Source organism: Hyphomicrobiales bacterium (assembly GCA_002869065.1).
Lineage (GTDB): Bacteria > Pseudomonadota > Alphaproteobacteria > Rhizobiales > Rhodobiaceae > Rhodobium.
The window spans coordinates 1,348,504-1,371,829 of the sequence record PKTR01000002.1 but is presented as its reverse complement, the minus strand read 5'-3'; the positions used below and the strand labels follow the sequence as shown (position 1 = coordinate 1,371,829).

General features: G+C 65.0%; 24 protein-coding genes. 6 read left to right on the top strand and 18 right to left on the bottom strand.

Annotated features, from left to right (window positions below; translation table 11 throughout):
* The first annotated feature begins 2 nt into the window (after positions 1–2).
* On the top strand, positions 3–728 hold the full coding sequence (locus C0606_10015) for an extensin (GenBank protein ID PLX38521.1): 726 nt from the start codon (positions 3–5) through the stop codon (positions 726–728).
* A gap of 71 nt (positions 729–799) precedes the next feature.
* Positions 800–1,708, top strand: coding sequence for an MBL fold metallo-hydrolase (locus C0606_10010; protein PLX38520.1), 909 nt, complete (start codon positions 800–802; stop codon positions 1,706–1,708).
* A 13-nt stretch (positions 1,709–1,721) separates the two neighbouring features.
* On the opposite strand, the gene C0606_10005 is transcribed toward C0606_10010, so the two are convergent.
* From C0606_10005 to C0606_09980, 6 genes are all read right to left on the bottom strand, one after another.
* A complete protein-coding gene (locus C0606_10005) occupies positions 1,722–3,080 on the bottom strand; it encodes a sigma-54-dependent Fis family transcriptional regulator (protein ID PLX38519.1) in 1,359 nt (452 codons plus the stop codon).
* 36 nt (positions 3,081–3,116) lie between these two features.
* Entirely contained in the window at positions 3,117–3,455 is a 339-nt protein-coding gene (fliN, locus tag C0606_10000) for a flagellar motor switch protein FliN (protein ID PLX38784.1), read from the bottom strand.
* Positions 3,456–3,502: 47 nt separating this feature from the next.
* Positions 3,503–4,207 carry a flagellar assembly protein FliH gene (locus C0606_09995; GenBank protein ID PLX38518.1) on the bottom strand — a complete coding sequence of 235 codons (705 nt, stop codon included), beginning with the start codon at positions 4,205–4,207 and terminating at the stop codon, positions 3,503–3,505.
* Between the two features lie 138 nt (positions 4,208–4,345).
* Positions 4,346–5,398, bottom strand: a complete 1,053-nt coding sequence (locus tag C0606_09990) for a flagellar motor switch protein FliG (protein PLX38517.1) — start codon at positions 5,396–5,398, stop codon at positions 4,346–4,348.
* Between the two features lies 1 nt (position 5,399).
* Complete coding sequence (gene fliF / locus C0606_09985) at positions 5,400–6,971, bottom strand: flagellar M-ring protein FliF (protein PLX38516.1); 1,572 nt, start codon at positions 6,969–6,971, stop codon at positions 5,400–5,402.
* 494 nt (positions 6,972–7,465) lie between these two features.
* Positions 7,466–8,059, bottom strand: a complete 594-nt coding sequence (locus C0606_09980; protein PLX38783.1) for a cysteine hydrolase — start codon at positions 8,057–8,059, stop codon at positions 7,466–7,468.
* Between the two features lie 178 nt (positions 8,060–8,237).
* Between C0606_09980 and C0606_09975 the strand changes: the two genes are divergently transcribed.
* On the top strand, positions 8,238–9,086 hold the full coding sequence (locus C0606_09975) for a LysR family transcriptional regulator (protein PLX38515.1): 849 nt from the start codon (positions 8,238–8,240) through the stop codon (positions 9,084–9,086).
* A 187-nt stretch (positions 9,087–9,273) separates the two neighbouring features.
* Here C0606_09975 and C0606_09970 read toward each other — a convergent pair whose 3' ends face one another.
* The 4 genes from C0606_09970 to C0606_09955 form a co-directional block, all read right to left on the bottom strand.
* Positions 9,274–9,549, bottom strand: a complete 276-nt coding sequence (locus C0606_09970) for a DUF1153 domain-containing protein (protein ID PLX38514.1) — start codon at positions 9,547–9,549, stop codon at positions 9,274–9,276.
* A gap of 297 nt (positions 9,550–9,846) precedes the next feature.
* A complete protein-coding gene (locus tag C0606_09965; protein PLX38513.1) occupies positions 9,847–10,509 on the bottom strand; it encodes a flagellar hook capping protein in 663 nt (220 codons plus the stop codon).
* Positions 10,510–10,549: 40 nt separating this feature from the next.
* Complete coding sequence (locus C0606_09960) at positions 10,550–12,148, bottom strand: hypothetical protein (protein ID PLX38512.1); 1,599 nt, start codon at positions 12,146–12,148, stop codon at positions 10,550–10,552.
* The gene (locus tag C0606_09955) at positions 12,145–12,459 is read right to left on the bottom strand and encodes a hypothetical protein (GenBank protein ID PLX38511.1); all 315 of its coding nucleotides are present in this window, start codon (positions 12,457–12,459) and stop codon (positions 12,145–12,147) included. Before C0606_09955 ends, C0606_09960 begins: the two co-directional genes overlap by 4 nt.
* Positions 12,460–13,074: 615 nt before the next feature.
* Here C0606_09955 and C0606_09950 point away from each other — a divergent pair.
* Positions 13,075–13,341 (top strand): hypothetical protein, encoded by a 267-nt coding sequence (locus tag C0606_09950; GenBank protein PLX38510.1) that lies wholly within the window; start codon positions 13,075–13,077, stop codon positions 13,339–13,341.
* Between the two features lie 56 nt (positions 13,342–13,397).
* Complete coding sequence (locus tag C0606_09945) at positions 13,398–14,591, top strand: tRNA 2-thiouridine(34) synthase MnmA (GenBank protein PLX38782.1); 1,194 nt, start codon at positions 13,398–13,400, stop codon at positions 14,589–14,591.
* A 3-nt stretch (positions 14,592–14,594) separates the two neighbouring features.
* On the opposite strand, the gene C0606_09940 is transcribed toward C0606_09945, so the two are convergent.
* The 6 genes from C0606_09940 to C0606_09915 are packed head-to-tail and all read right to left on the bottom strand — an operon-like array spanning position 14,595 to position 19,602.
* Complete coding sequence (locus C0606_09940; protein ID PLX38509.1) at positions 14,595–15,032, bottom strand: hydrogenase maturation protease; 438 nt, start codon at positions 15,030–15,032, stop codon at positions 14,595–14,597.
* A gap of 13 nt (positions 15,033–15,045) precedes the next feature.
* Positions 15,046–16,371: a Ni/Fe hydrogenase subunit alpha gene (locus C0606_09935; protein ID PLX38508.1), complete on the bottom strand. Its 1,326-nt coding sequence runs from the start codon at positions 16,369–16,371 to the stop codon at positions 15,046–15,048.
* Entirely contained in the window at positions 16,358–17,137 is a 780-nt protein-coding gene (locus tag C0606_09930) for an oxidoreductase (GenBank protein ID PLX38507.1), read from the bottom strand. The genes C0606_09935 and C0606_09930 overlap by 14 nt, the downstream gene beginning before the upstream one ends.
* A 2-nt stretch (positions 17,138–17,139) precedes the next feature.
* Positions 17,140–18,000, bottom strand: coding sequence for a Ni/Fe hydrogenase subunit gamma (locus C0606_09925; protein ID PLX38506.1), 861 nt, complete (start codon positions 17,998–18,000; stop codon positions 17,140–17,142).
* Positions 18,000–18,476 carry a Crp/Fnr family transcriptional regulator gene (locus C0606_09920; protein ID PLX38505.1) on the bottom strand — a complete coding sequence of 159 codons (477 nt, stop codon included), beginning with the start codon at positions 18,474–18,476 and terminating at the stop codon, positions 18,000–18,002. Before C0606_09920 ends, C0606_09925 begins: the two co-directional genes overlap by 1 nt.
* Positions 18,469–19,602, bottom strand: a complete 1,134-nt coding sequence (locus C0606_09915) for a sulfite reductase subunit A (protein PLX38504.1) — start codon at positions 19,600–19,602, stop codon at positions 18,469–18,471. Before C0606_09915 ends, C0606_09920 begins: the two co-directional genes overlap by 8 nt.
* Before the next feature lie 465 nt (positions 19,603–20,067).
* On the opposite strand from C0606_09915, the gene C0606_09910 reads away from it, so the two are divergent.
* Positions 20,068–20,598, top strand: coding sequence for a BA14K family protein (locus tag C0606_09910; GenBank protein PLX38503.1), 531 nt, complete (start codon positions 20,068–20,070; stop codon positions 20,596–20,598).
* 88 nt (positions 20,599–20,686) lie between these two features.
* On the opposite strand, the gene C0606_09905 is transcribed toward C0606_09910, so the two are convergent.
* Positions 20,687–21,982 (bottom strand): amidase, encoded by a 1,296-nt coding sequence (locus tag C0606_09905; GenBank protein ID PLX38502.1) that lies wholly within the window; start codon positions 21,980–21,982, stop codon positions 20,687–20,689.
* Positions 21,983–22,115: 133 nt separating this feature from the next.
* Positions 22,116–23,195: a polyphosphate kinase 2 gene (ppk2, locus tag C0606_09900; protein ID PLX38501.1), complete on the bottom strand. Its 1,080-nt coding sequence runs from the start codon at positions 23,193–23,195 to the stop codon at positions 22,116–22,118.
* Positions 23,196–23,326: the final 131 nt, after the last annotated feature.

Below are 23,326 nucleotides of genomic sequence, written 5' to 3'. Positions count from 1 at the left end.
CGGTGGCGGCACACCGACATCGCGGACAGAGCACACGCTTCCCGGCGACCTTCGCCGGGACCGCGGTCCTTGCCGGCCTCCTCGTTGCGACCGGCCTTGTCGGCTGCACCGGGCCGGGCTCGCTGTTTGCCGAGGAAGACCCGAACCGCACCCAGTGGCGGGCCGAGGCCGAAGCGCAATGCCTCGCCGAAACCCCGCCGAAGGAAACCGCGACGCTCAAAGCCGTGGACGCCCTTGAAGGCCCGAACGGCATCTGCGGCACAGAGCATCCCTTCGAAGTCACCGCCCTGCCGGTTGTCGGCACGGCGCTCAGCCCCGCCGCCACCCTCTCCTGCCCGATGATCCCGGCGCTCGATCGCTGGATGGCGACGATCGTGCAGCCCGCCGCCGAAGCGACCTTCGACCAGCCGGTCAAACGGCTGAACGTCGCCGCATCCTATGTCTGCCGTGGCCGCAACAACCAGAAGGGCGCGCGCATTTCAGAGCATGCCTTCGCCAACGCCATCGATATCGCGAGCTTCGAGTTGGCCGACGGTCGCACCATCACCGTCACTGAGGGATGGTCCGGCAAGGACGACGAGCAGGCGTTCCTGCGCGCCGTGCACAAGGGCTCCTGCGAGCATTTCTTCACAGTCATCGGCCCCGAGGGCGACGACTACCACCGCACCCATTTCCACCTCGACCTCGCCCGCCGCGCGGCAAAGGGTGGCTACCGCTATTGCAAGTAGGACCGTTCCCCGTCCACCATGGACCGACATGTCGTTCGCAAGAAACGACAGCGAACCGGGGAACGCCATCCATGAAAACCACTCTCGCCCTTGTTGCCGCGCTCGCCTTTGTGCCGGCTGAGGCCCTTGCGCTCGAGACCGTCAAGGTCGCCGACAATGTCTACGCCTTCGTCGGCGAGTTGGGGCAGCGCTCACCGACCAACTTTGGCAACAACGCCACCTTCGGCCTCATCGTGACGGCTGACGGCGCGGTGCTGGTCGATCCGGGCGGAAGCTGGAAAGGTGCGGAAGAACTCGACAAGGCGGTCGGCGCGGTAACCGATCAGCCGGTGAAGATCGTCATCGACACCGGCGGCCAGGACCACCGCTGGCTCGGCAACGGTTATTGGCGCGCGAAAGGCGCCACGATCATTGCGTCCGACGCCGCCATTGCCGATCAGCACGACCGCGTGTCGATGCAGTTCACCATGCTGACCCAGTTGCTCGGCGGCGAACTCGCCGGCACCGAGGCGGCCTACGCCGACACCACCTTTGCCGAAAATCACACGCTGACGCTCGGCGGCACGACCATCGAGATCCACCACCCCGCCCCGGCCCACACGCCGGGCGACAGCTTCGTCTGGCTACCGGCCGAGAACATCGTCTTCACCGGCGACATCGTCTATGTCGACCGCCTGCTCGGCGTCATGGATCATTCCTCCAGCAAGGGCTGGATCGAGGCCTTCGATGCCTTTGCAGCGCTCGACCCGGCCCATGTCGTGCCCGGCCACGGCCATCCGACCACGCTCGAAAAGGCGCGCGCCGAGACCTACGACTATCTCAAGAATTTGCGCGCCCGCATTGGCGAGCATCTGGAATCCGGCGGCGACATGATCGGCGCGCCGAAGGTCGACCAGTCGGCCTTTTCCGGCCTCGCCCAGTTCGACGCGCTCGCCGGCCGCAACGCGCAGGCCGTCTTCGCCGAGATGGAATTCGAGTAAGCCCGAACCAGCTCTACCCTGCCTGGCGGACCTCGCCGGGACCGGGGATGTCGAGCCCCTCGTCGGTGTACTGGTTGAGCTTGTTGCGCAGGGTGCGGATCGAGATGCCGAGGATCTTCGCCGCGTGCGTCCGGTTGCCGAGGCAATGGTCGAGCGTGTCGAGGATCAGATCGCGCTCGACTTCGGCAACCGTCAGACCGACCAGCGAGCGGGTGACCGCTTCCGCCGTCATCGCGGCCCGCGCCGCCGGCCCTTCCGGCCCGGATGTCAGGCTGCTGCCGTCCGGCATGCGGATCGCGTCGGTGTCGATCTCCTCACCCGTCGCCAGCAGCACCGCGCGATGCAGCGTGTTCTCCAGCTCGCGCACATTGCCCGGCCAGCGATTGGCGAGAAGCTGACGCCGCGCTTCGGCCGCGATCGGTTTCGGCGTAATCCCGTTGGCGTCGGAATATTTCGCCACGAAATGCTGCGCGAGTTCCAGAATGTCCTGCGGCCGCTCGCGCAGCGGCGGGATCTTCAGATTGACCACGTTGAGGCGGTAGAGCAGGTCCTCGCGGAAGATGCCGTCGCGCACGGCCTCGCCGAGATCGCGGTTGGAGGTCGCGAGGATACGGATGTTGACCGGCACCGGACGGCTGCCGCCGACCCGGTCGATCACCCGCTCCTGCAGGGCGCGAAGGAGCTTGGCCTGCAGCCGGATATCCATCTCCGAGATTTCATCGAGCAGCAGCGTGCCGCCGTCGGCCTCCTCGAACTTGCCGATACGCCGCGCCACCGCGCCGGTGAACGCACCCTTCTCGTGGCCGAACAGTTCTGATTCGAGCAGATTGTCCGGGATCGCCGCGCAATTGACCGAAATGAACGGCTTGTTGGCCCGATTCGACTTGCGGTGAACGTGGCGCGCCAGCACCTCCTTGCCGGTGCCGGATTCGCCGGTGATCAGGATCGAGGCTTCCGACTTCGCCACCTGCTCGGCGAGCTGCACCACCCGCGCCGTCGCATCGTCGCGATAGATGAGATCGCTCGAGTCTTCGGCGACCGCGGAAAGCACCGCCGCGATCAGTTCCGGATCGGGCGGCAGCGGCACATATTCTTTCGCTCCGGCGCGGATCGCATTGACGGCGGCGCGCGCATCCGTATCCGTACCGCAGGCGATCACCGGCGCATGGATGCGCTCGTTTTCCATCCGTACGATCAGGTCGCCGATATCGACCGCCACGTCGACCATGATCAGGTCGGCGCCGCTGCCGCGCAAAACGTTCAGCGCCATCGCCCCATTGTCCGCATGGGTGACGCTCGCGCCCCGCTCCATCGCGATCTTGGTGGCAATGGTGAGCTGACCCTGCAGCGTTCCAACGATCAGCAAGCGCATGGCTTGTCTCCTTCAAAAGGCGGCGCCCGGAAGGGCCTACTTCTCCGCCTTGATGATTTCCGTCATGGTCACGCCGAGTTTGTCCTCGACCAGCACGACTTCGCCGCGCGCCACAAGCCGATTGTTGACGTAGATGTCGATTGCCTCGCCGACCTTGCGGTCCAGTTCGAGCACCGTGCCGCTCGACAGCTTCAACAGATCCGCGACCTGCATGCGCGAGCGCCCGAGCACCGCCGACACCTTGACCGGAACGTCGAACACCGCCTCCAGGTCGGCGGCCGTACGTTGCACGTTCGGATCCTCGTCGTCGGGCTCGGGCCGCATCTGCGGGTTGTCGTGCGGCTCGTCGAAGGAGACCAGCGGCGGCTTTCCCATTTCGCCATCGGCGTCCTTGACGGCGGTCTTGACGTCGATATCGTCCGTCATCTCGTGTTCTCCTCAGGTGCCACCGGCACCACTTCGTCACTGACGGCCCCGGCGCGATCCGGATGCGACGGATCTGCGGCCCGGGCCGCGAAATAGCGTTCGATCGCGGCTTCGGCTTCGCCGGCAACCTCATCCATGTTGCGCACGATGCCGCCATCGGCCCATTCGATGCGGCAATCGCCACGGGCAAGATCCGGCTCGCCCAGAACCACCAGCCGGCCCATGAAGCCACGCTCATGCGCGATCCGATCGGCCTCCGCCTTGATCGCCTCGACATCGCGTTCATCGACCCGGATGACGATATGCGGCGCCTGGCGCAGCGGCCCGAGACATTCGGCAATCAGCGTCTCGATCTCCGCCGTCGGCTCGCGCGCGACAAGCGTTGCCGCCAGCTTACGCGCCGCTGCAAAGGCGAGCGTCGCGGCATCGCGTTCGATGCGTTCGCGGTCGGCGTCGAGCGCGCCGAGAATGCTCTGCGCGGCCGAAACCAGACGGCCGGCCTCATCGGCCACACGGCGCGCCGCCTGCGCCTCGGCTGCCGCGCGTCCCTCGGCGAGACCGCGCTGATAGGCCTCCTCCGCCGCATTTGCCAGCAACCGCACATGCACATCGACCGGCGCGCCTTCGCTGACCGGCACCACCTCTTCCACCGCGGGGCGGGAAAAATCGGTATCGAAGAGAAACCGTGCCGGCATTGCCATCGTGTTCGCGTACCCTCGTTCAACGGTCCGGTCTTGCCTGGAGCATTCTGCGTTCGAGTTGAAACGCCGAAAAGCTCCATCCCTTTGTCTAGCCGCATCTATGTCGACGCCAATTGTCTCAATTGGCTGCACGATGCTCTAGTAGACCAGCTCGTCCTCTCCCTTGTTCTTCGAAATCATCATCTCGCCCTTGGCGGCGAGGTCCTTGGCGGTCGCCACCATGCCGGCCTGCGCCTCGTCGACATCGCGCAGCCGCACCGGGCCCATCGCCTCCATGTCGTCGCGCATCATCTTGGCCGCGCGCTGCGACATGTTGGCGAAGAAGAAGTCCCGCATCGTTTCGTTGGCACCCTTCAGAGCCGTCGCCAGGCGATCCTTTTCGACGTAGCGCAGGAGCGTCTGGATGCTGCCGGCGTCGAGCTTGGCGAGATCGTCGAAGGTGAACATCAGGTTCTTGATGCGCTCCGCCGACTCGCGGCTGTCTTCTTCCAGTGCCGTCATGAAGCGCGCCTCGGTCTGGCGGTCGAAGCTGTTGAAGATATCGGCCATCAGCTCGTGCGAGTCGCGACGCTGCGTCGACGTCAGGTTCGACATGAACTCGACGCGCAGCGTCTGCTCGACCTTGTCGAGGATTTCCTTCTGCACCGATTCGATGCGCAGCATCCGGTGCACCACTTCCATCGCGAACTCTTCCGGCAGGATGGTCAGCACCCGCGAGGCGTGGTCGGAGCGGATCTTCGACAACACCACGGCGACGGTCTGCGGATATTCGTTCTTGAGGTAGTTGGCGAGAACGTTCTCCTGCACGTTGGAGAGCTTCTCCCACATGTTGCGACCGGCCGGACCGCGGATTTCCTCCATGATGGAGGCGACCTTTTCGGCCGGCAGAACAGCGGCCAGAACCCGTTCGGTCGAATCGTAGTTGCCGAGCAGCGCGCCCTTTGCCGACAGCTTCTTGACGAAATCCTTGAACAGGTTGTTGAGCATGTCCGGCGTCACCGGGCCGAGCTTGGCCATCGCCAGCGAGATCTGCTTGATCTCGATTTCGTCGAGTTGCTCCCAGATGCCGGCGCCATGCTCGTGGCCGAGCGCGAGCAGCAGCACGGCCGCGCGCTCGACACCGACGAGGTCGCGTTCCTGCTCATCGGCGCTGATTGTTAGCTGAGGTGCTCTGGCGACTCCGGTATCCATCTTACGCCGGCGCCTCCTGCAGCCCGTTGCGGACGATGGTCACGGCTTCCGTCGGATAGCTCTTGATCATCTCGCCGACGCGCTCGATGGATCCGGCCTGCAATTCGCCTTCGGCCTGGGCGACCGATATCCAGTCGTGCTCGCCCTCGCCTTCGCCGCCCTCCGGCGACGGCAACGCCATCGGCTGGCCATCCGGGCCAACCACCATCTGCATGCCTTCCGGGATTTCCGGCACTTCCGGCTCGTCCGGCGTCAGGATGCGCTTGATCAGCGGCCGCACCGCGAACAGCAGGGTCAGGAGCGACAACACGACGATCACGCCAAGTTCGACGAAGTAGAAGATGTCGCGCTTGGAGAAATCGAACAGGCTCTCTTCGCCGCTCGCAAGCGCCAGGCTGTTCGGCGCATTGGCAAAGCGCAGATTGACCACCTCGATCTGGTCGCCGCGGCCCTCGTCATAGCCCATCGCCGAACGCACCAGCGCGGAAATCCGGGTCATCTCGTCTTCCGGGCGCTCGGCGTAGTTCAGCTCGCCTTCCGGCGTCTGCGAATAGACGCCGTCGACCAGCACGGCGACCGAGATCCGCTTGATCCGGCCAGCCTCGATGACCTCGGTGCGCTGGGTGCGCGAGATCTCGTAATTGACCGTTTCGGCGGTCGAGTTCGACTGGTCGAGCGTGCTGTCGCCACCGTCATTGGCATTCGCGTCGGGGATCTGATTGCCGGCGGAAACACCTTCGCGCTTGTTGGTCGTCGCCGAGGTCTCTTCCTTGGTCTGCGTCGAACGCACGACCTGGCCTTCCGGATCGTAGGTCTCGGAGGTCTGGGTGATGCGGTTGAAGTCGAGCTCGGCCGACACCTGAACCCGCGCGCGGCCCGGCCCGACCACCTCGGACACGATGTCCTCGATCCGTTCGCGCAGCGTGTGTTCGTAGGACGCGGTGCGTTCGTGGATCGCGCCGGTCATGAATTCTTCCGCGTTCTCGCCGCCGGCGGCGAGCAGCCGGCCGCCCTCATCGACGATCGAGACATCCTGCGGCTTCAGCCCCTCGACCGCCGACGCGGTGATGTGCTGGATCGCGCGGATCTGGCTTTGCTCGAGGACGCCGCGCACCTGCAGCACGATGGAAGCGGACGGCGCCGTCTTGTTGCGCTGGAAGAGCTGGCGTTCGGGCAGCACGAGATGCACCCGCGCCATCGCCACTTGGTCGATTGCGCGGATGGTGCGCGCCAGCTCGCCCTCGAGCGCGCGGATGTGGTTGATCGACTGCACGAAGCTGGTGGTGCCGAGCGTGTCCGTCTTGTCGAAGATCTCATAGCCGACGGAGCCGCCGTTCGGCAGGCCCTTTTCGGCCAGCGCCATGCGCACCCGCAAAAGCTCCTCGGTCGGCACGAGCACGCCACCGCCGCGATTGACGACCTCGTAGGGAACGGCCAACCCGTCGAGTTCCTTGACGATCGCGGTGGTGTCCTTGAAGTCGAGCTCGGCGTAGAGCGGCACCATCTGCACCGAGGAAAACCGGATCATCAGGAAAGCGAAGAAGCCGACCAAAATGGCCGCGACGGCGCCCATGGCTGCCAGTCGCGCCGGTCCGAGAGCTTTCAGAAGAGCGAATGCGCCACCCACGTTACCGACCGACCCGTACTTCTTGGGCGCCTGGCGCCCGGTGGAGCGGATAAGACCGGTGGCCCGCACCCGCTGAAGGAAATCCGATTCGGCCGTCTGTCGCTGCTGCTATCGGCGGCCTTTTGCCACCAGGCACCCGGGAGACTGAGGGATGAGGGATGACAAGGACGCCCCCCGGGTGGACCTGGTAGGCAAATATTTCCCGCCATCTGGTAAACAGGGAGTTAACGAATTTTCACCCTTTCGGCCGGCTCGCGGAAAACCGCGGATTTCTTCGTGCATTTTGCAAAGTGAGCGGGTCATTTTTGCCGGGTGGGTTAACAAATCAGGGGCAAACGTTAACGAATGCGGATCGCATCGAGCGAAACGCCGCCGCTTCGGACGAAAAACCGTCCCACCGGCCGACGACGCGAACATCGCCGACCGGCAGTCCGAACTCGTCACCGCCAGGCGTGATCGCGAACGACGACGGCGAAACGATCGGAAAGTTCGACCAGCGCCACATCGCTGACGACATCGGCGACCACCACGCCTCCGCGCCCATCCGGCAAATCGCGACTACCGCAGCCATCGGCGTCGACCGTGACCCTGAAACCTTCGTCAAGCGCCGCGCGCACGGTCGAGCTGACGCACATATGGCTCATGAAGCCGACCACGATCAGCTCCTTCGCGCCACGCGCGCGCAGCAGATCGCCAAGTCCGGTTCCGGCAAATGCATTGGGCAGTGCCTTTTCGATCACCTCTTCACCGGCGAGCGGTGCAAGGGCATCAATGATCTGCCCGCGCGGCGCCTCGCGATCGAACAGGCTGCCGGGGTATCCCTTGTGGACGACATGAATGATGCCGGCCCCGACCTGTCGCGCGGCCGCCAGCAGATCCGCCGTGTGGGCGACGGCGTCCCCGACACCGGAAACCGCGAGCGGCCCCTCGAGATATTCGTTCTGCATGTCGATCAGCACCAGCTGCGCGTCGGCAAGCGCCGGCGGCGTCTGATCGGCACCTGCAAGCTGGAAAAGTGTCATCGGTCCGGACATCAAAGCGTCTCCTGTTCCCTCGTCCTTGTCCTCGCGCGCGTCGCGGCATTTGATCAGCATGAACCCGCGACACGCGGGACACTTCCGCAATAGGGAAGCCGAGACCGGCAATCACGCAGGAATATTGCGGCTGTGGATTGCAATTTTGCAGGATGAGGCGACGTGCTAGACTTGGCCCATGAACTGGGACGATTTGCGGATCATTGCGGCCGTGCGCAATCGGGGCACCTATGCAGGCGCCAGCGAAGAGTTGCGTATCGATGAAACGACTGTGGCCCGGCGGCTGGCCCGTCTTCAGGAAGCGCTCGGTTTCCGCCTGTTCGATGCCGTCGACGGCGTTCGCAAGCCAACCCGCCAGGGCGCCGAGGCGCTCGCCCTGATCGATGAAATGGCAACCAGAGCCAGTGCGATCGGCGCGTTGAAGGACGAGGGCGGCGGCCCGACCGGCTCCATCCGCATCGCCTCCACCGCATCGGTCGCCGAAACCGTTCTGGCGCCGGGCCTCGCAGACCTGCTCAATGACTTTCCCGGCCTCGCCGTCGAGATCAAGACGTCGGACGCAAACCTCAATTTCTCACGCTGGGAGGCCGACCTTGCGATCCGGCTGGGTAAGCCCGAGCGTGGCGCGTTCGTCATCCGCAAACTGACCGAGGTGCCGCTGTATCTGTTTCGTCCGGCGACGCCTGCCAGCCCGGACGGCAGCGAGATCCTCTGCGCCTATCCTCAGGAACTGGCGAGGACGCCGGAGATGCGGGAGCTTGCGGAAGTTGGCATTGCCGGGCCGGTCCGGCTGCGAACCAGCAACGTCCGCATCATCCACGCGCTCGTCGCGACAGGCAGCGCCATCGGCATTCTTCCGCGCCATATGGCGGCCGAGCTGCTCAGCGATGAACGACTGATCGCGACGCCTCTGAAGACACGGCGCGAGGTCTGGCTCCTGATCCAGCCCCATCTGATCGACGAACCGGCCGCACGGGTCGTCATCGACTGGATCGTGACGAGGTTCCGCTCGCCGCCGCAAAGCTGAGCGCTTTGTCACGCGCCATCGCGCCGCCGGCAAAAGCCGCAGCGTTCAGCGGCGAAAGCCGCACTGCCCGAAACAATTCATGGCATGATGATGATCGGCACCAGCCGGCGGGGAGCCGGCCACCCGTAACGAGTCCGGAAAAGCTGGCCCGAGCCCGTCATGCGATCATCAAAGAGGAAGGGAAACGTCAACCGCGATATTGCTGAATGCGCGTCGCTCTCAGGCCGGCAAGGCCGTGCTGGTCGATCGAGCTCTGCCACGACAGAAACTCTTCAACTGTTAACGTATAGCGCTGGCATGCCTCCTCCAGGGAAAGCAAACCTCCACGCACGGCGGCTACGACTTCGGCCTTGCGGCGGATCACCCAACGCCGGGTATTCTCCGGCGGCAGATCGGCAATCGTTAGCGGGCTCCCATCGGGGCCGATGACATATTTAACTCGCGGTCTTACCCGGTCGGTCATTGTACTCTCACACTCTACCTGACCTTCAGCTTGTGAGAGTACCTGCCTGTTTTTAAAATTTGCCTAAGCCGCAAGCAACAATTCGGTAAGAATTGCCACCTTTCCGGGAACAGCTTCGAAACATCTCGCGAACATGCGGGAATACATTTTTTCTATATATTTCAATCGATTATATTTGGAAGAACGTTCAGCGACCCGCCAACGCGGAAGGCCGCCCCGGAAACTTCGGACCGGAGCGGCGAAAAAAAACACTGCGAAAAATCAAAATTCCTTGCGTCCCGAAAGGGTCTCCCGCGCTCAGCCGGCCGAGCGGATCGTCTGCACCGACGACAGCGGCACCCGGATCCCGCCAACCTTCAGGATCGGCTCACCATCGGCGAAGTCCACTTCGTCCACGACACCCTGAAATGCGGTGTCGACGGCCACGGCCTTGCCGGTCGAATTCTGCGCCGAGAACGAGATCGTGTATTGCCCGTCCGGCGCCGTGCCACCTGTCAGCGCCCGTCCGTCCCACTGATAGCTGTTGGTGCCCTTGTTCAAGGTCACCGGCTCGGTATAGATCGTCGCGCCGGCGGAGTTCTTGATCGTCACGGTCGCGGTCGCCGCCTCGGTCACCGTCGCCGACCAGTTCGCGGCGCCGTTTTCCAGAATGGCCGTCTCGCCGGCGGCTTCGACTTCCTTGCCGATATAGCTGACCACCGTCCCGAGATTGGACGCCGCCATGGTCGAGATCAGCGTCTCAAGATTCTTGTTGGTGGTGATCTGCTGCTCAACCGACGAAAACTGGGTGAGCTGATCGGTGAACTTGTCCGCATCCATCGGTTCGAGCGGATTCTGGTTCTTGATCTGCACCGTCAACAGTTCCAGGAACATGTCGTAGTTCTGGGCAAGCGCCTGTTCCGAAAGTCCCGTTTTCGACGTTGTCGCCGCGGTCGAGGAAGTGGTGCCTGTAACGTCCATCATCGTTCTCCCGGCTCTAAGCCAGTCTCAAAGCGTCGCGTCATACCCGGATATCGAGCCGTCCATCGGCCCGCGCCGACGAATAGACCGCCGACATCCGCTCGACTTCAACCGCATCCGCATCGCCCTCGGACGAGGCGAGGCCGCGTCCGCCGTTTCCGTCCTGCTGCGGCGTGTCGTCATTTCCCGAACGCAGCGAGAATTCGAGGCTGCCGCTGTCGGTCTTCAGCCCGGCCTGTTCCAGCGTGCGTTCCAGCGAGCGCTGATCGCGCGTGAACATGTCGAGGGTCTCGGAGCGCTCGACCACGAGGTGAGCCCGCACCGTGCCGTCGTCGCTGACCTTCAGCTTGACGTCGACGCGGCCGAGCTCCGGCGGATCGAGGCGAATTTCGAAGCGGCTGTCGCCGCGCGTCGCGAAACGGGCGATCTCGGCGGCGACACCGGTCGCAAGCGGCATGCCGCGCGGCACCGTCACCGACGGGCGCGCCTGCGCGAGCATCGACTCGCTGCCCGGTTTGAATTCGCTCTGCAGCAGGATCAGGCTGTCGCCAAAGTCCTTCACGCCGGCTGGCATCGGCGTGTCCGCCGTAACCGGAGCAGCAGCGGCCTGCGCCGTCGCGGCAGTCTTGGCTGCGGTCTGCGCGGCTGACGTGGCCGTCGACGACTGCGTGCCCGCAGCTGTCTTCGCGGCTACAGCCGTTTCAGCAGCCGTCGCGCTCGCCGTGCCGCCGATTGTCGGACGGGTCGTGTCTGCAGTCTCGCTCGAAGCCTGCTGACCCGAAGTGCCGGTCTGCGGCGCGGCCTCGCGGTTCGTCGCGGTCACAGCGGCTTTGTTGACGATTGTGTTCGTCGTCGGACCATCGGCGTCGGTATTCGTCGCGGATTCCGTGGCGGGCGCAGTCGCTGCCGGCTTCTGAGCCGCCCGCACCTGTACGCCCGGCGCCTGCGCGGCTTGCGCCTGGGTCGCCGTTGCCTGCGTCGCCTGGGCCTGCGTCGCCTGGGCCTGCGTGGCCTGGGCCTGCGTGGTCTGAGACGTCGTGAGGGTCGCGGTCTTCACCGCCGTTTCACTGTTGGCGGCATCGCCGGCGATGCGGCGCAACGAAGCAAGCAGATTGCCGAGCTTCGCCTCATCCGCCTTGCCGTCAGCCGGCACAGTCGCAGATGCGCCGGCCGTCGCCAGATCGGTCGCGACCGCACCGGTCGCAGTTCTCGCCTGCGCGCCACTCGCCGTCGTGTTCTCGACAGCACCCGTCACCGCAGCTGCGGTCGGATTACCCGTGCGGCCCGCAAGCGCGATGAGCTCCGGCAGGTCACCATTCTGCACCACGGCGTTGAGGCCCTGCTGCAGCCGGCGCACATCGGCGCCGATCACCTGGCGATCCGTTGCCGAACCGGCGCTCTGCGCGTCGATCTTGTCGAGAAGCGTCGTCAGAGTTGCGATGAGATCTTCCGTCGTCGGCGCCTCGCCCTCGGCCGGGGCCGTCGCTTCGCCGCCGGCCAGCGTCTGCAGCTGCTCGATCAGCTGCGCCAGCAACGCATTCACTTCCGCCGTGCCATCGCTCTCGGGCGCGGCATCGTCATCGCCCGACGGCGCCGTTGCAGCATCAACCGCCTCGGCGTCCGCATCCGTTCCGGTCACGTCAGTTGCGTCAGCCCCCGTGACAGACGGAGTCGGACCGACCGCGCCGACCACGGTTGCTTCCGGGGTCGTGGCCGCGGCAACCGTTTCCGCGTTGTCGTCTTCGCTAGAGGCCGTCGCATCGCTGTCGCCAACAGTCTCGGCGCCCTCGGTCGGGGCCGCCACGTCGCCGTCGGCGTCAGCAACCGTCTCCGTCGGCGCCGACTCGACGACCGGCGCCGTAACCACAGGCGCGTCCGTCTTGCCGTTCGCATCGTTGCCGGTCGCGGCGGTATCGTCGGCGACAGTGCCCGTCTCGGCAGCCGTCGCATTCGTCTCTTTCACCGGAGCGTCGTGCGCCGTCTTGCTTGCCTTGTCCGCAGCCGCAGCCCTGGTCTTGCCGTCCTGCTCCGCAACGGAGCGGGTCGCGTCCTCTTCCTGAAGCGCGGTCACGCCACGAGCATTCGCATCCCGCACGGCTGCCGCTGCCTCGCGCGCCTTTTCGGCTGCGTCGCTCTTAGCCGCCGCATTGTCCGCTGCCACCTGTTCCGCGCGCGACGCCTTGTCGGCACTCAAGGCCCGGTCCGCCGCACTGCGGTCAGCCGCCGCCCGCTCGGCGCGATCCGCGCTCGCGTCGCGACGGGTCCGCGTGCTGTCCGCATCTGTTGCTCTGGTGGAAGAAACGCGTTCGGAACGGCTGTCACGCGGCGGCGCATCGCGCGCCACCGGCGCATCGTTGGCCGGCAGGAAGCTCTCGAAACCGACACGGCCGTCGGCCTTCACCGCCGTCCCCGACAGCAGATCCGCCTTGCCGTAACTGTCCGTACGCAACGTCAAATCGATCACGATACACTGGCTCCCAAACGCGAACAGGCCTTAGTGGACCAAAGGATGCAATCCGGGGGCCAAGTCGCAGAAATAGAAAACAGCAATGTTTTCAGAGTGATATGAAACCGCCCATGGTCCCTCGCGAGCCGCCTGTGCGGGAAAGCCTTGCCTGCCCGGCAGAAGCTGCCCACCTCGATGTGGCGAAACCCGCCGCGACGACCTATAAAGACGGTTTGGAAGCGCTTGCCCACGAAGCCCACACGACGGGCGCGGACATGCGCACCGAAATTGGCCGCAAGACGAACCGAGCCGGTGCCTCCCGGAACGGTCGGATGGTGGTTTGGGCGTTTTCGAGGGATTGCATCCCCGCCGCCTTGTCCTGTTGAATCGAACGGTTCGGGACCGCGCGCGCTGGCCGCAGTCCCCGTGATGGTTGGAAGCGATGTTCGACACTCTCGATCTGCCCGGACGTCCTGAGGACACCCGCATCGTCGTCGCCATGTCTGGCGGCGTCGACTCGTCCGTTGCCGCGGGCCTGTTGAAGCGGGCAGGCTACGACGTCGTCGGCATCACGCTGCAGCTCTACGATCACGGCGAAGCGGTCCACCGCAAGGGCGCCTGCTGCGCCGGCCAGGACATCTACGACGCTCGCCGGGTCGCCGAGAAGCTCGGCATTCCCCATTACGTGCTCGACTACGAGGACCGTTTCCGCGAGGCCGTTATCGATCAGTTCGCCGCGAGCTATATCGCCGGCGAAACCCCGGTGCCCTGCGTTGCCTGCAATCAGACCGTCAAGTTCCACGACCTCTTGGACACCGCGCGCGACCTCGGCGCCGCGGCGCTCGCAACCGGCCACTATGTCCGCACCAAGACGGTCGGCAATCACCGTGCCCTGTTCCGTCCCGTCGACGACGAGCGCGACCAGAGCTATTTCCTTTTCGCAACCACGCAGGAGCAGCTCGACTTCCTGCGTTTCCCGCTCGGCAACATGTCGAAGGCGGAGACCCGCGAGGCGGCCCGCGAACTCGGCCTTGAGATCGCCGACAAGTCGGACAGCCAGGACATCTGCTTCGTCCCGACCGGGCGTTATTCGGAAGTCATCGAACGGCTGAAGCCGGGCGCAGCCGAAACCGGCGAGATCGTCCATGTCGACGGCCGCGTGCTCGGCCGCCATGACGGCATCATCCACTACACGATCGGCCAGCGCCGCGGCATCGGCGTCGCCGTCGGCGAGCCGCTCTATGTGGTCCATCTCGATGCCGACAATCACCGCGTCGTCGTCGGCCCGCGCGAAGCGCTGACGACGCGGCGGCTGTATCTGCGCGACACCAACTGGATCGGCGGCGGCACGCTTGCCGAGTTGCCCGACGGCGGTCTTGAGATTTACGCCCGCGTGCGCTCGACCCGCCCGCCGACGCCGGCGCTGCTCAGCGTCGAGGACGGTAACGTGATCGTCGAGCTGACCGAGGCCGAATACGGCGTCGCGCCGGGTCAGGCCTGCGTCTTCTACGATGCGCCCGAAGGCGTTGCCCGCGTGCTCGGCGGCGGCTGGATCGACCACGTCGGCCACACCTTCGAGACCGGCACGGCCGCAACGGGCCTCGGCGAGAGCGCAGCTCTGGCGCCCGGCGAATAACTCTCAGTCGGGTTCCCGGCTGGCCACGATTTCCGCAACCACCTCATCGATCGCCTTCGCCACCTCGGGCGAAGGCTCGGCGCCGGCCGTGAACTGCGCGCCCTCGATGCCGTAGACCATGACGGACGCCGGCAGGAAGTCGAGCGCCCGCGCCGTCTCGATTGCTTCGGCGACCCCGAAGGCATGGCTCGAATAGTGGAAGAGATCGGCCGGCAGCGTGTCGGCCTCAGCCTCGAAACGGCAAACCGTGCCCGGCTCAGCGCCCGAGCGCATCGCATCGATCACGACGACCGCGTCGCGGCCCTCGAAGGCCTCGATCAGATGCGCCCCATCGGCCTCGATCACGCGCGTCTCGAAGCCGTGCGCGGCAAGCCGTTCGGCAACGAGCGGCCCCGCCGCATCGTCGCCGCGCATCCGGTTGCCGACACCGACGATCAGCATGACCCCGTGCCCGTCATTCCCGCTCGATGGTGAGATCGAGGAAATGCGTCGCGCAAGAGATGCACGGATCGTAATTGCGGATCGTCTGCTCGCAGCGCCATTTCAGCGCCTCGTCGTCGAGATCGAGATTGGCGCCGACCACGCCGGCGAGATCGGTCTCGATCTGCGGCTGGTTCTGCGAGGTCGGCGGCACGATCACCGCGTTGAGGATGCGACCCTCATCGTCGAGTTCGTATTCGTGCCAGCAGATGCCGCGTGGCGCTTCCGTCACGCCGGCGCCCTTGCCGGCCCGCGGCTCGATGGCAACGCTCGGCTCGTCCGGCACTTCATAGGACTTGGCGATGCGCAGCGCTTCTTCGCAGGCGTAATAGGTCTCGACCATGCGAACAAGGATCGACAGGAACGGATTGTCGACCGTCGCGCCGAGCCCGATCTCCCGCGCCAGCCCCTGCGAGGCCGATGACAGCTGGGCGAAATTGTTGTTGTAGCGCGCGTTCGGACCGACCAGATAGGCCGAGCCATCGCGCATCCGCCCGTGCAGCGCGTTCGAATGCGCCACATGCTCCTCGAAGAAATGCTCCGGGAACGCTTGCACCTTGATGTCGAGCCCGCGATTGGAGACGAGATCGCCGGCCTGCAGCGGATACTCGGACGGGTGGCGCATCGACACGCAGGTGTAGTCGTAGGTGAAGTCCGGAAAGTCGAACCCGGCAAAAGCGCGCGCCAGCATGGCCGACGCTTCGAGCCCGAATTCAAGCTCCGGGATCAGCGCGCGGATATCGCGCTTCTTCGGCGCCGAATAGAAGCCGCCGACCTTCAGATTGACCGGGTGGATCGCCCGCCCGCCAACCGTCTCGAGGATCGTGTTTCCGAGCTTCTTCAGCCGCAGTGCAGCCTTGACGGCATCCGCGTTCTGTCGCGCAAAGGCAAACGCGTCCGGCATCTTGAGGAAGTCCGGCGCGTGCAGCATCGCCGCGTGCAGCACATGGCTTTCGATCCACTCGCCGCAATAGATCAGCCGCCGCAAATCCTCCAGCACCCCGTCGACGGTGACGCCGAGCGCGTCCTCCATCGCCTTCGAGGCGCCGAGCATATACGCGATCGGGCAGATACCGCAGATGCGCGCGGTTATGTCCGGCGCATCCGAATAGGGCCGGCCGCGCAACAGGGCCTCGAAGAACCGCGGCGGCTCGAAGATGCGGAACTTGATGTCCTCGATGACGTCGTCCTTGACGCGGACATAGAGCGCGCCCTCGCCCTCGACGCGCGCCAGCGCATCGACCTTGATCACCCGGCCCGGCCCGTCGACCGCCGGATTGCGGATTTCATGACCGGTCATGGCGTTCGGCCTCCCTGGCAAAGGCTTCGGCACCCGCGGTAAAGCCGCGGAACATTTCCGCAAGCCGCCGCTCCTCGACGCCGCAGCCGGTGGCAAAGCGGTCGGCGAGGCTTGCCGTATTCGGCGTCTCCTTCGGCCCGAAGCAGCCATAGCAGCCCCGGTTGGAGCTCGGGCAGAGATTGCCGCAGCCGGTATGGGTGACCGGACCGAGGCAGGGTTCGCCCTTGGCGACCATCACGCAGACCGTGCCGCGCATCTTGCATTCGATGCATTCCGAATGCGCCGGCGTCAGCGGCTGGCGGCCGGCAAGGAAGGCCGAGATCACCTCGAGCAGCTGATGCTTGTTGATCGGACAGCCGCGCAGTTCGAAATCGACCGTGATGTGGTCGGCGATCGGCGTCGAATTGGCCAGCGTGTCGATATATTCCGGGTGCGCGTAGACGGTGCGCACGAACTCGCCGACATCGCGCCCATTGCGCAGCGCCTGAATGCCACCCGCCGTCGCGCAAGCCCCGATTGCGATCACCACCGCCGACTGCTCGCGGATACGCTGCAGCCGCTCGAGGTCGTGCAGATTGGAGATCGATCCCTCGACCAGCGAAACGTCATAGGGGCCATCAACCTGCGCCCGCGTCGCCTCGAGGAACTCGGCGATCTCGATGGTTTCGGCGACCGGCAGCAACTCGTCCTCGCAGTCGAGCAGGCTGAGCTGACAGCCATCGCAGGAGGAGAACTTCCATACCGCCAGTTTCGGCTTGTCGGTCATCGTCACAACTCCCGCACCTGGTTGAGGTCGGCAATCTCGTCGTGCCGGAACACCGGCCCGTCGCGGCACACGAAGGCCCCGCCCCACTGACAGTGGCCACAGAAGCCGAGCGCGCATTTCATGCTGCGTTCCATCGACACGTAGATCTGGTTGTCGCGCAGACCGCGCTGCCGCAGCGCCTCGACCGAGAACCGCATCATCACTTCCGGGCCGCAGACCATCGCGGTCGCCGCCGTCGGATCGAACGCCGCCCCATCGATCAGCTTGGTGACAACGCCGACCCGGCCGAGCCAGCCGCCGGTCGCCCTATCGACGGTCGCGTCCACGTCCATCCAGAACGAACCGCGCCATTCATGCAGCAGCGGTTCGTAGAGCATGTCTTCCGGCGAACGCGCACCGTAGAGCACGATCACCCGGCCATAGCGACCGCGATTGTTGATCGCGTGGTAGATGGCAGGCCGCAGCGGTGCGAGACCGACGCCGCCGGCGACGAAGATGACGTCCTGCCCGGTCGCCTGTTCGACCGGCCAGGGCCGCCCGAACGGACCGCGCACGCCGATCACAGTGCCGGGACCGGCATTGCACAGCGCATCCGACACCTTGCCGACGGAGCGGATGGTGTGCACGAGCCGGCTCGGATCGGCCGGATCGCCGGAGATCGAGATCGCCGACTCGCCGACGCCGAACACGTAAAGCATGTTGAACTGGCCCGGTGCGAAAGCGAACGGCGCACCGTCCTCCGCGACGAGTTCTATCGTGACCGTATCGGATGTTTCCTCGACGCGATTGATCACCCGGAACGGGCGCGGCGTCATCGGGTCGAGGGCATGGCGGGTGCTCGCCGCCGCGTTTTGCCCAGCCATTATGATCGCGCCTCGGCCGCATAAAGATCCGCGAGCTGCAGCCGCGCCCCTTCGAGGCGCTTGGCGATCACCGGAATGAAGCGCCGCATCAACTGGTAGCCGACCTCGTGGTTCGCATCCATCTTGCCGCGCAGGCAGGTGGCATCGAAGGCAAGCGCGCGCACCAGCGTCACCGCGCGGGCATCGAAGCTCCAGCGATGCGGCGCGGTGATCCACGACCAGCCGAGCGCATCGCCCGGATGCAGCGTTTCGACCACCAGCGGATCGCGCGTCGGCACGTCGAGTTCGAGCGCGACGTCGCCATGGCGCAGGAAGAAGAACTTGTTCGCCTCGTCATGGGCGCGCGCCACATAGGACCCCGCCTCGAACACCACGTTGGAGGCGCAGCCGGCAAGCAGCGCGACGGTGGACTCATCGAATTCCTGGAAGAACGCCAGCTCCTTCAGGAGGGTCTCCATGTTTTGAAGCTCAACCATTGTTTCCTCCCTCGCTTGCCGCGGCGATTGCTGCCGTCTCTTCGACGATGTCGATTCCGACCGGACACCAGGTGATGCAGCGCCCACAGCCGACACAGCCCGATCGGTCGAACTGGTCATGCCAGAACGCCAGCTTGTGCATCATCCATTGCCGGTAGCGCGCCTTCGCCGAGCGGCGGATAGCCCCGCCGTGAATGTAGGAATAGTCGACGGTAAAACAGAAATCCCAGCGCCGCTCGCGGCTGGCTTTGGTCGCGGTCAGATCCGTGTGATCGACCGTCGTGGTGCAGAAGCAGGTCGGACAGACCGAGGTGCAGTTACCGCAGGCAAGGCAGCGCGCGGCAACATCGTCCCAATGCGGGTGCTCCCGGTTCGCCTTCAACAGCGGCTCGGCGTCGGAGCGCATCGTGCGCTGCTGGCTCGAGGCGACGGCGGCAAGGATCGTCTTGCGCCGGGATTCCCCGTCTCCGGGCGCCGGTTCAGGCGAGAGCCTGGTCAGCACCTCGGCGCCTTCCTCGCTGCCGGCCCGCGCCAGGAACCAGTGCGCGCCATCTTCGAAGATCTCGGTCAGCGCAATATCGTAACCCTCCTCGGCGCCGGGGCCGCTGTTCATTGATGAACAGAAACAGGTGTCGCCCGAGCGTGTGCACTCGACCGCGACGACGAAGGCGTTTTCGCGCCGCGCCTTGTAGGCGGGGTCGGCGTAGTCGCCATTGTCGAACACGTCGTCGAGGGCGGAGAGCGCATCGAGCTCGCAGGCCCGCGCCGCGAACAACGCCAGCCGCGTCGTATCAAGCGGCGGCTCGGTGACGACGAAGCCATCCTCGGTCTTCTCCGCCGTCCACAACACCTGATGCGGCGGCCACAGGAAGCGTTTGAAGCCCTGCGGCCCGAGCGTGTAGTCGAACAGCTTGCCGTCGCCGCGCTCGACGAGGCGGTAATGCCCGCCCGCCTGACGGTCGCTCAGACCGCGCGGCAGTTTCTCACCGGTTTCATATGTGGCAAGGACAATCGCCCCGTCTTCCGATCGTGGCGCGACGACCGAAAACCCGAGTTGCTGGAGGAGACGAAGGAGCCGGTCCGGCCCGTCCGCATCCAGCCGATAGAGGAGAGAACCCATGTGCATTGGCACCCGCTTTCGCTCTATGGCCTCGAACGGATTCCCGGCACCGGCTGTCCGCAAACTCGGACGCAATACAAAAAGCAAACAAACGAAAGAAGCGGTGAGAGGACGCCGCTCCAAGCCGGGATCGCTCTTGAACGCAACCACGATACCCGAAGTTTTGCGCTGCAACAATGATCCAACGCATGTCGGCCGGACAACTCGTCACGATATTCGCCGCGAAGGGTTCATCGCCGCCCTCACGGCAAATCAGAGCGATCCGTTTGCGACAAAACGCGAAGCAGCGGCGCAATCGAGCCGTCCGATTGACGGCACGCATGGACACACTGCGAAATAGCGGGAAGCCTGCAGGACATGCCTAGAATTGAATTTGAACCAAACGAACGTGTTTTCGTCACGATGCGAGACCACATAAGTAAGGACAACCGCAAGGGGCATTTGCGAACCTGATCGGGAGGACAAGGACACATGACACGTCGACCTCTAACCGCCTCTGCCACCGCCGCCCTCTTCCTCGCCAGCCTGATCGCACCGACCGCGGCCGCGACCTTCACGGCGCCGGCGCCGGAGAGCGTGACGCAATCATCCATCGAGAAAGTTCAGCTCCGCCGGGGCACGCCGACGCGGCAGGTCCGCAAGCGGCCACCGTCGGGACGGCCGGGTGCGGGCAGGCCCGGAAAACCGGGCAAACCCGGCTATGGCAAACCAGGAAAGCCTGGGAAACCGGGCAGGCCCGGCAAACCGCCCTACTATGGCGGCTATCCCGGCTACCCCTACCAGAAGCCCGGCTACCGCTATCACAATGGCTACTGGTACCCGCTGGCCGCGTTCGGCCTCAGCGCAGTAATCATCGGCGGCAACTATGCCGCCCAGCCGAAAGGGCTGAGCGCCGAGCATTACCGCTGGTGCGAGAACAAGTACAAATCCTATCGCGCCTCGGACAACAGCTATCAGCCCTTTGAAGGGCCGCGGAAACCGTGCATCTCGCCTTACTATTGAGGGCGCACCGCACTCCTTGAACAGCGATGCCCGGCATCTATGCCGGGCATCTTTATTTGTGCGCTTGAAGCGGTGAAAGCCGGCCGACTCAGATGGCCGGCGCGCCGGCCAGAACCCCTTCGAGCCAGGCAGCCGCTTCAAGAGCGCGGCGGTCCTTGCCGCGCGGCGCGACGATCTGCACCCCAAGCGGCAGTCCCCGACCGTTGGCAAGGCCCGGCACATTGACCGTCGGCGTTCCCATCAACGTCCACAGCCGGTTGAAAATCGACGAGCCGGTCGAGGCGAGGCCTTCCGGCGCCGCGCCCGGTGCAGACGGCGTCAGCAGCACGTCGACATCGGCGAAGGCTTCGCCGAGGGCGTGCCGCCCCTTGCCGGCCTGCGCCAGCGCGTGATCGTAATCTTCCGGCGCAATCGCCCGGCCGGCATCGAGCGTGTCGCGCAGGATGAGGCTGAGCGCTTCGCCGTGCCGGTCGCGCTCGAAGGCGAGCGCCTGATTGACCTCGTAGTCCTGGATCGTCTGATGCGCGGCAAAAGCATCGGAGAACGACCGCGCCAGCGTGACTTCGCGGATACTCGCGCCGGCCTTTTCCGCCAGCCGCGCCGCCGTCTCGACAGCCACCCGCATCTCGCCGGAGGCCTCGTGCCAGATATGGGTCTGGGCGATACCGATCCGCGGCGCCTTCAGCTCGGTCCCGTCGACGCGCAGATCGCGGCCGGTCAGCGCCGCGGCAAAGAACGCCGCGTCGGCAACGCCCGCCCCGAACAGACCCATCGTATCGAGGGTCCAGGAGAACGTCTTCATGCCGACCGTCGGCAGCATGGTGAAGGTCGGCTTGTAGCCGGCAACGCCGCAAAAACTCGCCGGCCTAATCACTGAGCCGCCGGTCTGGGTACCGATGGCAAGCGGCAGCATGCCGGCTGCCACCGCAGCCGCCGAGCCCGACGACGAGCCGCCCGGCGTATGCCCGGGAACACGCGGATTGCGCGTCTTGCCCGGCTGGAAAAAGGCGAATTCGGTGGTCACCGTCTTGCCGGCGACCACGCCGCCGGCGCGCTTCACCAGCGACACGATCGCCGCGTCGGTTGCCGGCTGGTTCTGCAGATAGATCGGCGAACCGCTGCGCGTCGGCAAATCCGCGGTGTCGATGATGTCCTTGACGCCGACCGGCAGGCCGAAGAGCGGACCCTCGGCCTTTTCCGCGTTGAACCGCGCGGCGTCGAGGTCCAGCGTTTCGAACGCTCCGATCAGCGACTCCTGGTCGTCGATGGCTGCCTTGCAGCGGTCGATGATGTCGGCAGCGGTTGCAGCCCCGGTTTCGATTTCACGCGCAAGCGCAACAGCAGACAGCATAGCGGACCTCCCGGCGCGACACGGACGTCGCATCTGTTTTCATTGAACGACGGAGTAAAACCGTCGCCGTCCCTCGGGAATACCCCCCTTTGCCGCCAAGAGAAAGCAAAACCGGCCGCGCATCGCTGCACGGCCGGCTTCGAATGTCGTCACTCCGGGAAGACGCCTAGCGCTTCTTTTCCGGATGCAGCGTCTTGCCGAGAATGTGGTCGTCGCCGCCAATCACATGGGCGCTCGAACCGACAATCAGCGGATCCGGCCCACGAACAACGGAGTAGTCCTTGTTCGGATAGGGCAGGGTCGACAGGAAGTGCTGCATGCAGTTCAGCCGCGCGCGCTTCTTGTCGTTCGACTTGATCACCGTCCACGGCGCATCGGCGGTGTCGGTGTAGAAGAACATCGCTTCCTTGGCCTCGGTGTAGTCTGACCACTTGTCGAGCGAGGCCTTGTCCACCGGCGACAGCTTCCACTGCTTCAGCGGATCATGCTCGCGCGAGGTGAAGCGGCGGCGCTGCTCTTCCTGCGTGACCGAGAACCAGTATTTGAACATGCGAATGCCCGAGCGGACCAGCATCCGCTCCAGATCCGGGCAGGTGCGCATGAACTCGAGATATTCGTTCGGCGTGCAGAAACCCATGACCCGTTCGACGCCCGCCCGGTTGTACCAGGAGCGGTCGAACATCACGATTTCGCCGTCGGCCGGCAGATGCTCGATATAGCGCTGGAAATACCACTGGGTCTTTTCGCGATCGGTCGGCTTGGGCAGCGCAACGACGCGCGCGGCACGCGGATTGAGGTGCTCCATGTAGCGCTTGATCGTACCGCCCTTGCCGGCCGCGTCACGGCCTTCGAACAGGAGCACGATCTTCTGGTTGGTCTCTTCGACCCAGCGCTGCACCTTGAGCAGCTCGACCTGCAGCGCGGCCTTCTGCTTCTCGTACGGCTCACGCCGCATCTTGGTCTTGTACGGATATTCGCCCGTCTCGAAGATGCGCTGGATCTCGTACGGATCGTGACGCATCTCGGCAAGCTGATGGGTAGCCACGCCGGGCTCCTCGGCTTTCTTGCCGTTCTTCTTCTTCGAGGGTTTCGCCTTCTTCGGCGCCGCATCGACCTCCTTGGCGATCGACTCCACCGCTGCCTCGATCTCGCTCGCCGCCGTCACGTCCTGCTCCGGCGCACGTTCTTCCGCGGTCGCCGCGGTATCGGCGCCCTCGATCGGATTGACCGTCTGTTCTGACTCCATGCTCTCCGTCCCCATCCTGAAAACATTGCCCTATCGCTAGCTTATCTGCTTAGACAGGCAATGATTTTTCTCAATAAAACGGAAATAAATCCGTATTTTGGATTCCGGCTATCCAAGCATGGTTAGGCATT

What these genes read in the sequence shown, in the direction of transcription:
- C0606_10010 (PLX38520.1), top strand. Translation starts at nt 800, where the DNA reads ATGAAAACCACTCTCGCCCTTGTTGCCGCGCTCGCCTTTGTGCCGGCT.
- C0606_10005 (PLX38519.1), bottom strand. Translation starts at nt 3,080, where the DNA reads ATGCGCTTGCTGATCGTTGGAACGCTGCAGGGTCAGCTCACCATTGCC.
- fliN (PLX38784.1), bottom strand. Translation starts at nt 3,455, where the DNA reads ATGGGAAAGCCGCCGCTGGTCTCCTTCGACGAGCCGCACGACAACCCG.
- C0606_09995 (PLX38518.1), bottom strand. Translation starts at nt 4,207, where the DNA reads ATGGCAATGCCGGCACGGTTTCTCTTCGATACCGATTTTTCCCGCCCC.
- C0606_09990 (PLX38517.1), bottom strand. Translation starts at nt 5,398, where the DNA reads ATGGATACCGGAGTCGCCAGAGCACCTCAGCTAACAATCAGCGCCGAT.
- fliF (PLX38516.1), bottom strand. Translation starts at nt 6,971, where the DNA reads ATGGGCGCCGTCGCGGCCATTTTGGTCGGCTTCTTCGCTTTCCTGATG.
- C0606_09980 (PLX38783.1), bottom strand. Translation starts at nt 8,059, where the DNA reads ATGTCCGGACCGATGACACTTTTCCAGCTTGCAGGTGCCGATCAGACG.
- C0606_09975 (PLX38515.1), top strand. Translation starts at nt 8,238, where the DNA reads ATGAACTGGGACGATTTGCGGATCATTGCGGCCGTGCGCAATCGGGGC.
- C0606_09970 (PLX38514.1), bottom strand. Translation starts at nt 9,549, where the DNA reads ATGACCGACCGGGTAAGACCGCGAGTTAAATATGTCATCGGCCCCGAT.
- C0606_09965 (PLX38513.1), bottom strand. Translation starts at nt 10,509, where the DNA reads ATGGACGTTACAGGCACCACTTCCTCGACCGCGGCGACAACGTCGAAA.
- C0606_09955 (PLX38511.1), bottom strand. Translation starts at nt 12,459, where the DNA reads ATGCGACGGCTGCCGAGACGGGCACTGTCGCCGACGATACCGCCGCGA.
- C0606_09950 (PLX38510.1), top strand. Translation starts at nt 13,075, where the DNA reads ATGAAACCGCCCATGGTCCCTCGCGAGCCGCCTGTGCGGGAAAGCCTT.
- C0606_09945 (PLX38782.1), top strand. Translation starts at nt 13,398, where the DNA reads ATGTTCGACACTCTCGATCTGCCCGGACGTCCTGAGGACACCCGCATC.
- C0606_09940 (PLX38509.1), bottom strand. Translation starts at nt 15,032, where the DNA reads ATGCTGATCGTCGGTGTCGGCAACCGGATGCGCGGCGACGATGCGGCG.
- C0606_09935 (PLX38508.1), bottom strand. Translation starts at nt 16,371, where the DNA reads ATGACCGGTCATGAAATCCGCAATCCGGCGGTCGACGGGCCGGGCCGG.
- C0606_09930 (PLX38507.1), bottom strand. Translation starts at nt 17,137, where the DNA reads ATGACCGACAAGCCGAAACTGGCGGTATGGAAGTTCTCCTCCTGCGAT.
- C0606_09925 (PLX38506.1), bottom strand. Translation starts at nt 18,000, where the DNA reads ATGGCTGGGCAAAACGCGGCGGCGAGCACCCGCCATGCCCTCGACCCG.
- C0606_09920 (PLX38505.1), bottom strand. Translation starts at nt 18,476, where the DNA reads ATGGTTGAGCTTCAAAACATGGAGACCCTCCTGAAGGAGCTGGCGTTC.
- C0606_09915 (PLX38504.1), bottom strand. Translation starts at nt 19,602, where the DNA reads ATGCACATGGGTTCTCTCCTCTATCGGCTGGATGCGGACGGGCCGGAC.
- C0606_09910 (PLX38503.1), top strand. Translation starts at nt 20,068, where the DNA reads ATGACACGTCGACCTCTAACCGCCTCTGCCACCGCCGCCCTCTTCCTC.
- C0606_09905 (PLX38502.1), bottom strand. Translation starts at nt 21,982, where the DNA reads ATGCGACGTCCGTGTCGCGCCGGGAGGTCCGCTATGCTGTCTGCTGTT.
- ppk2 (PLX38501.1), bottom strand. Translation starts at nt 23,195, where the DNA reads ATGGAGTCAGAACAGACGGTCAATCCGATCGAGGGCGCCGATACCGCG.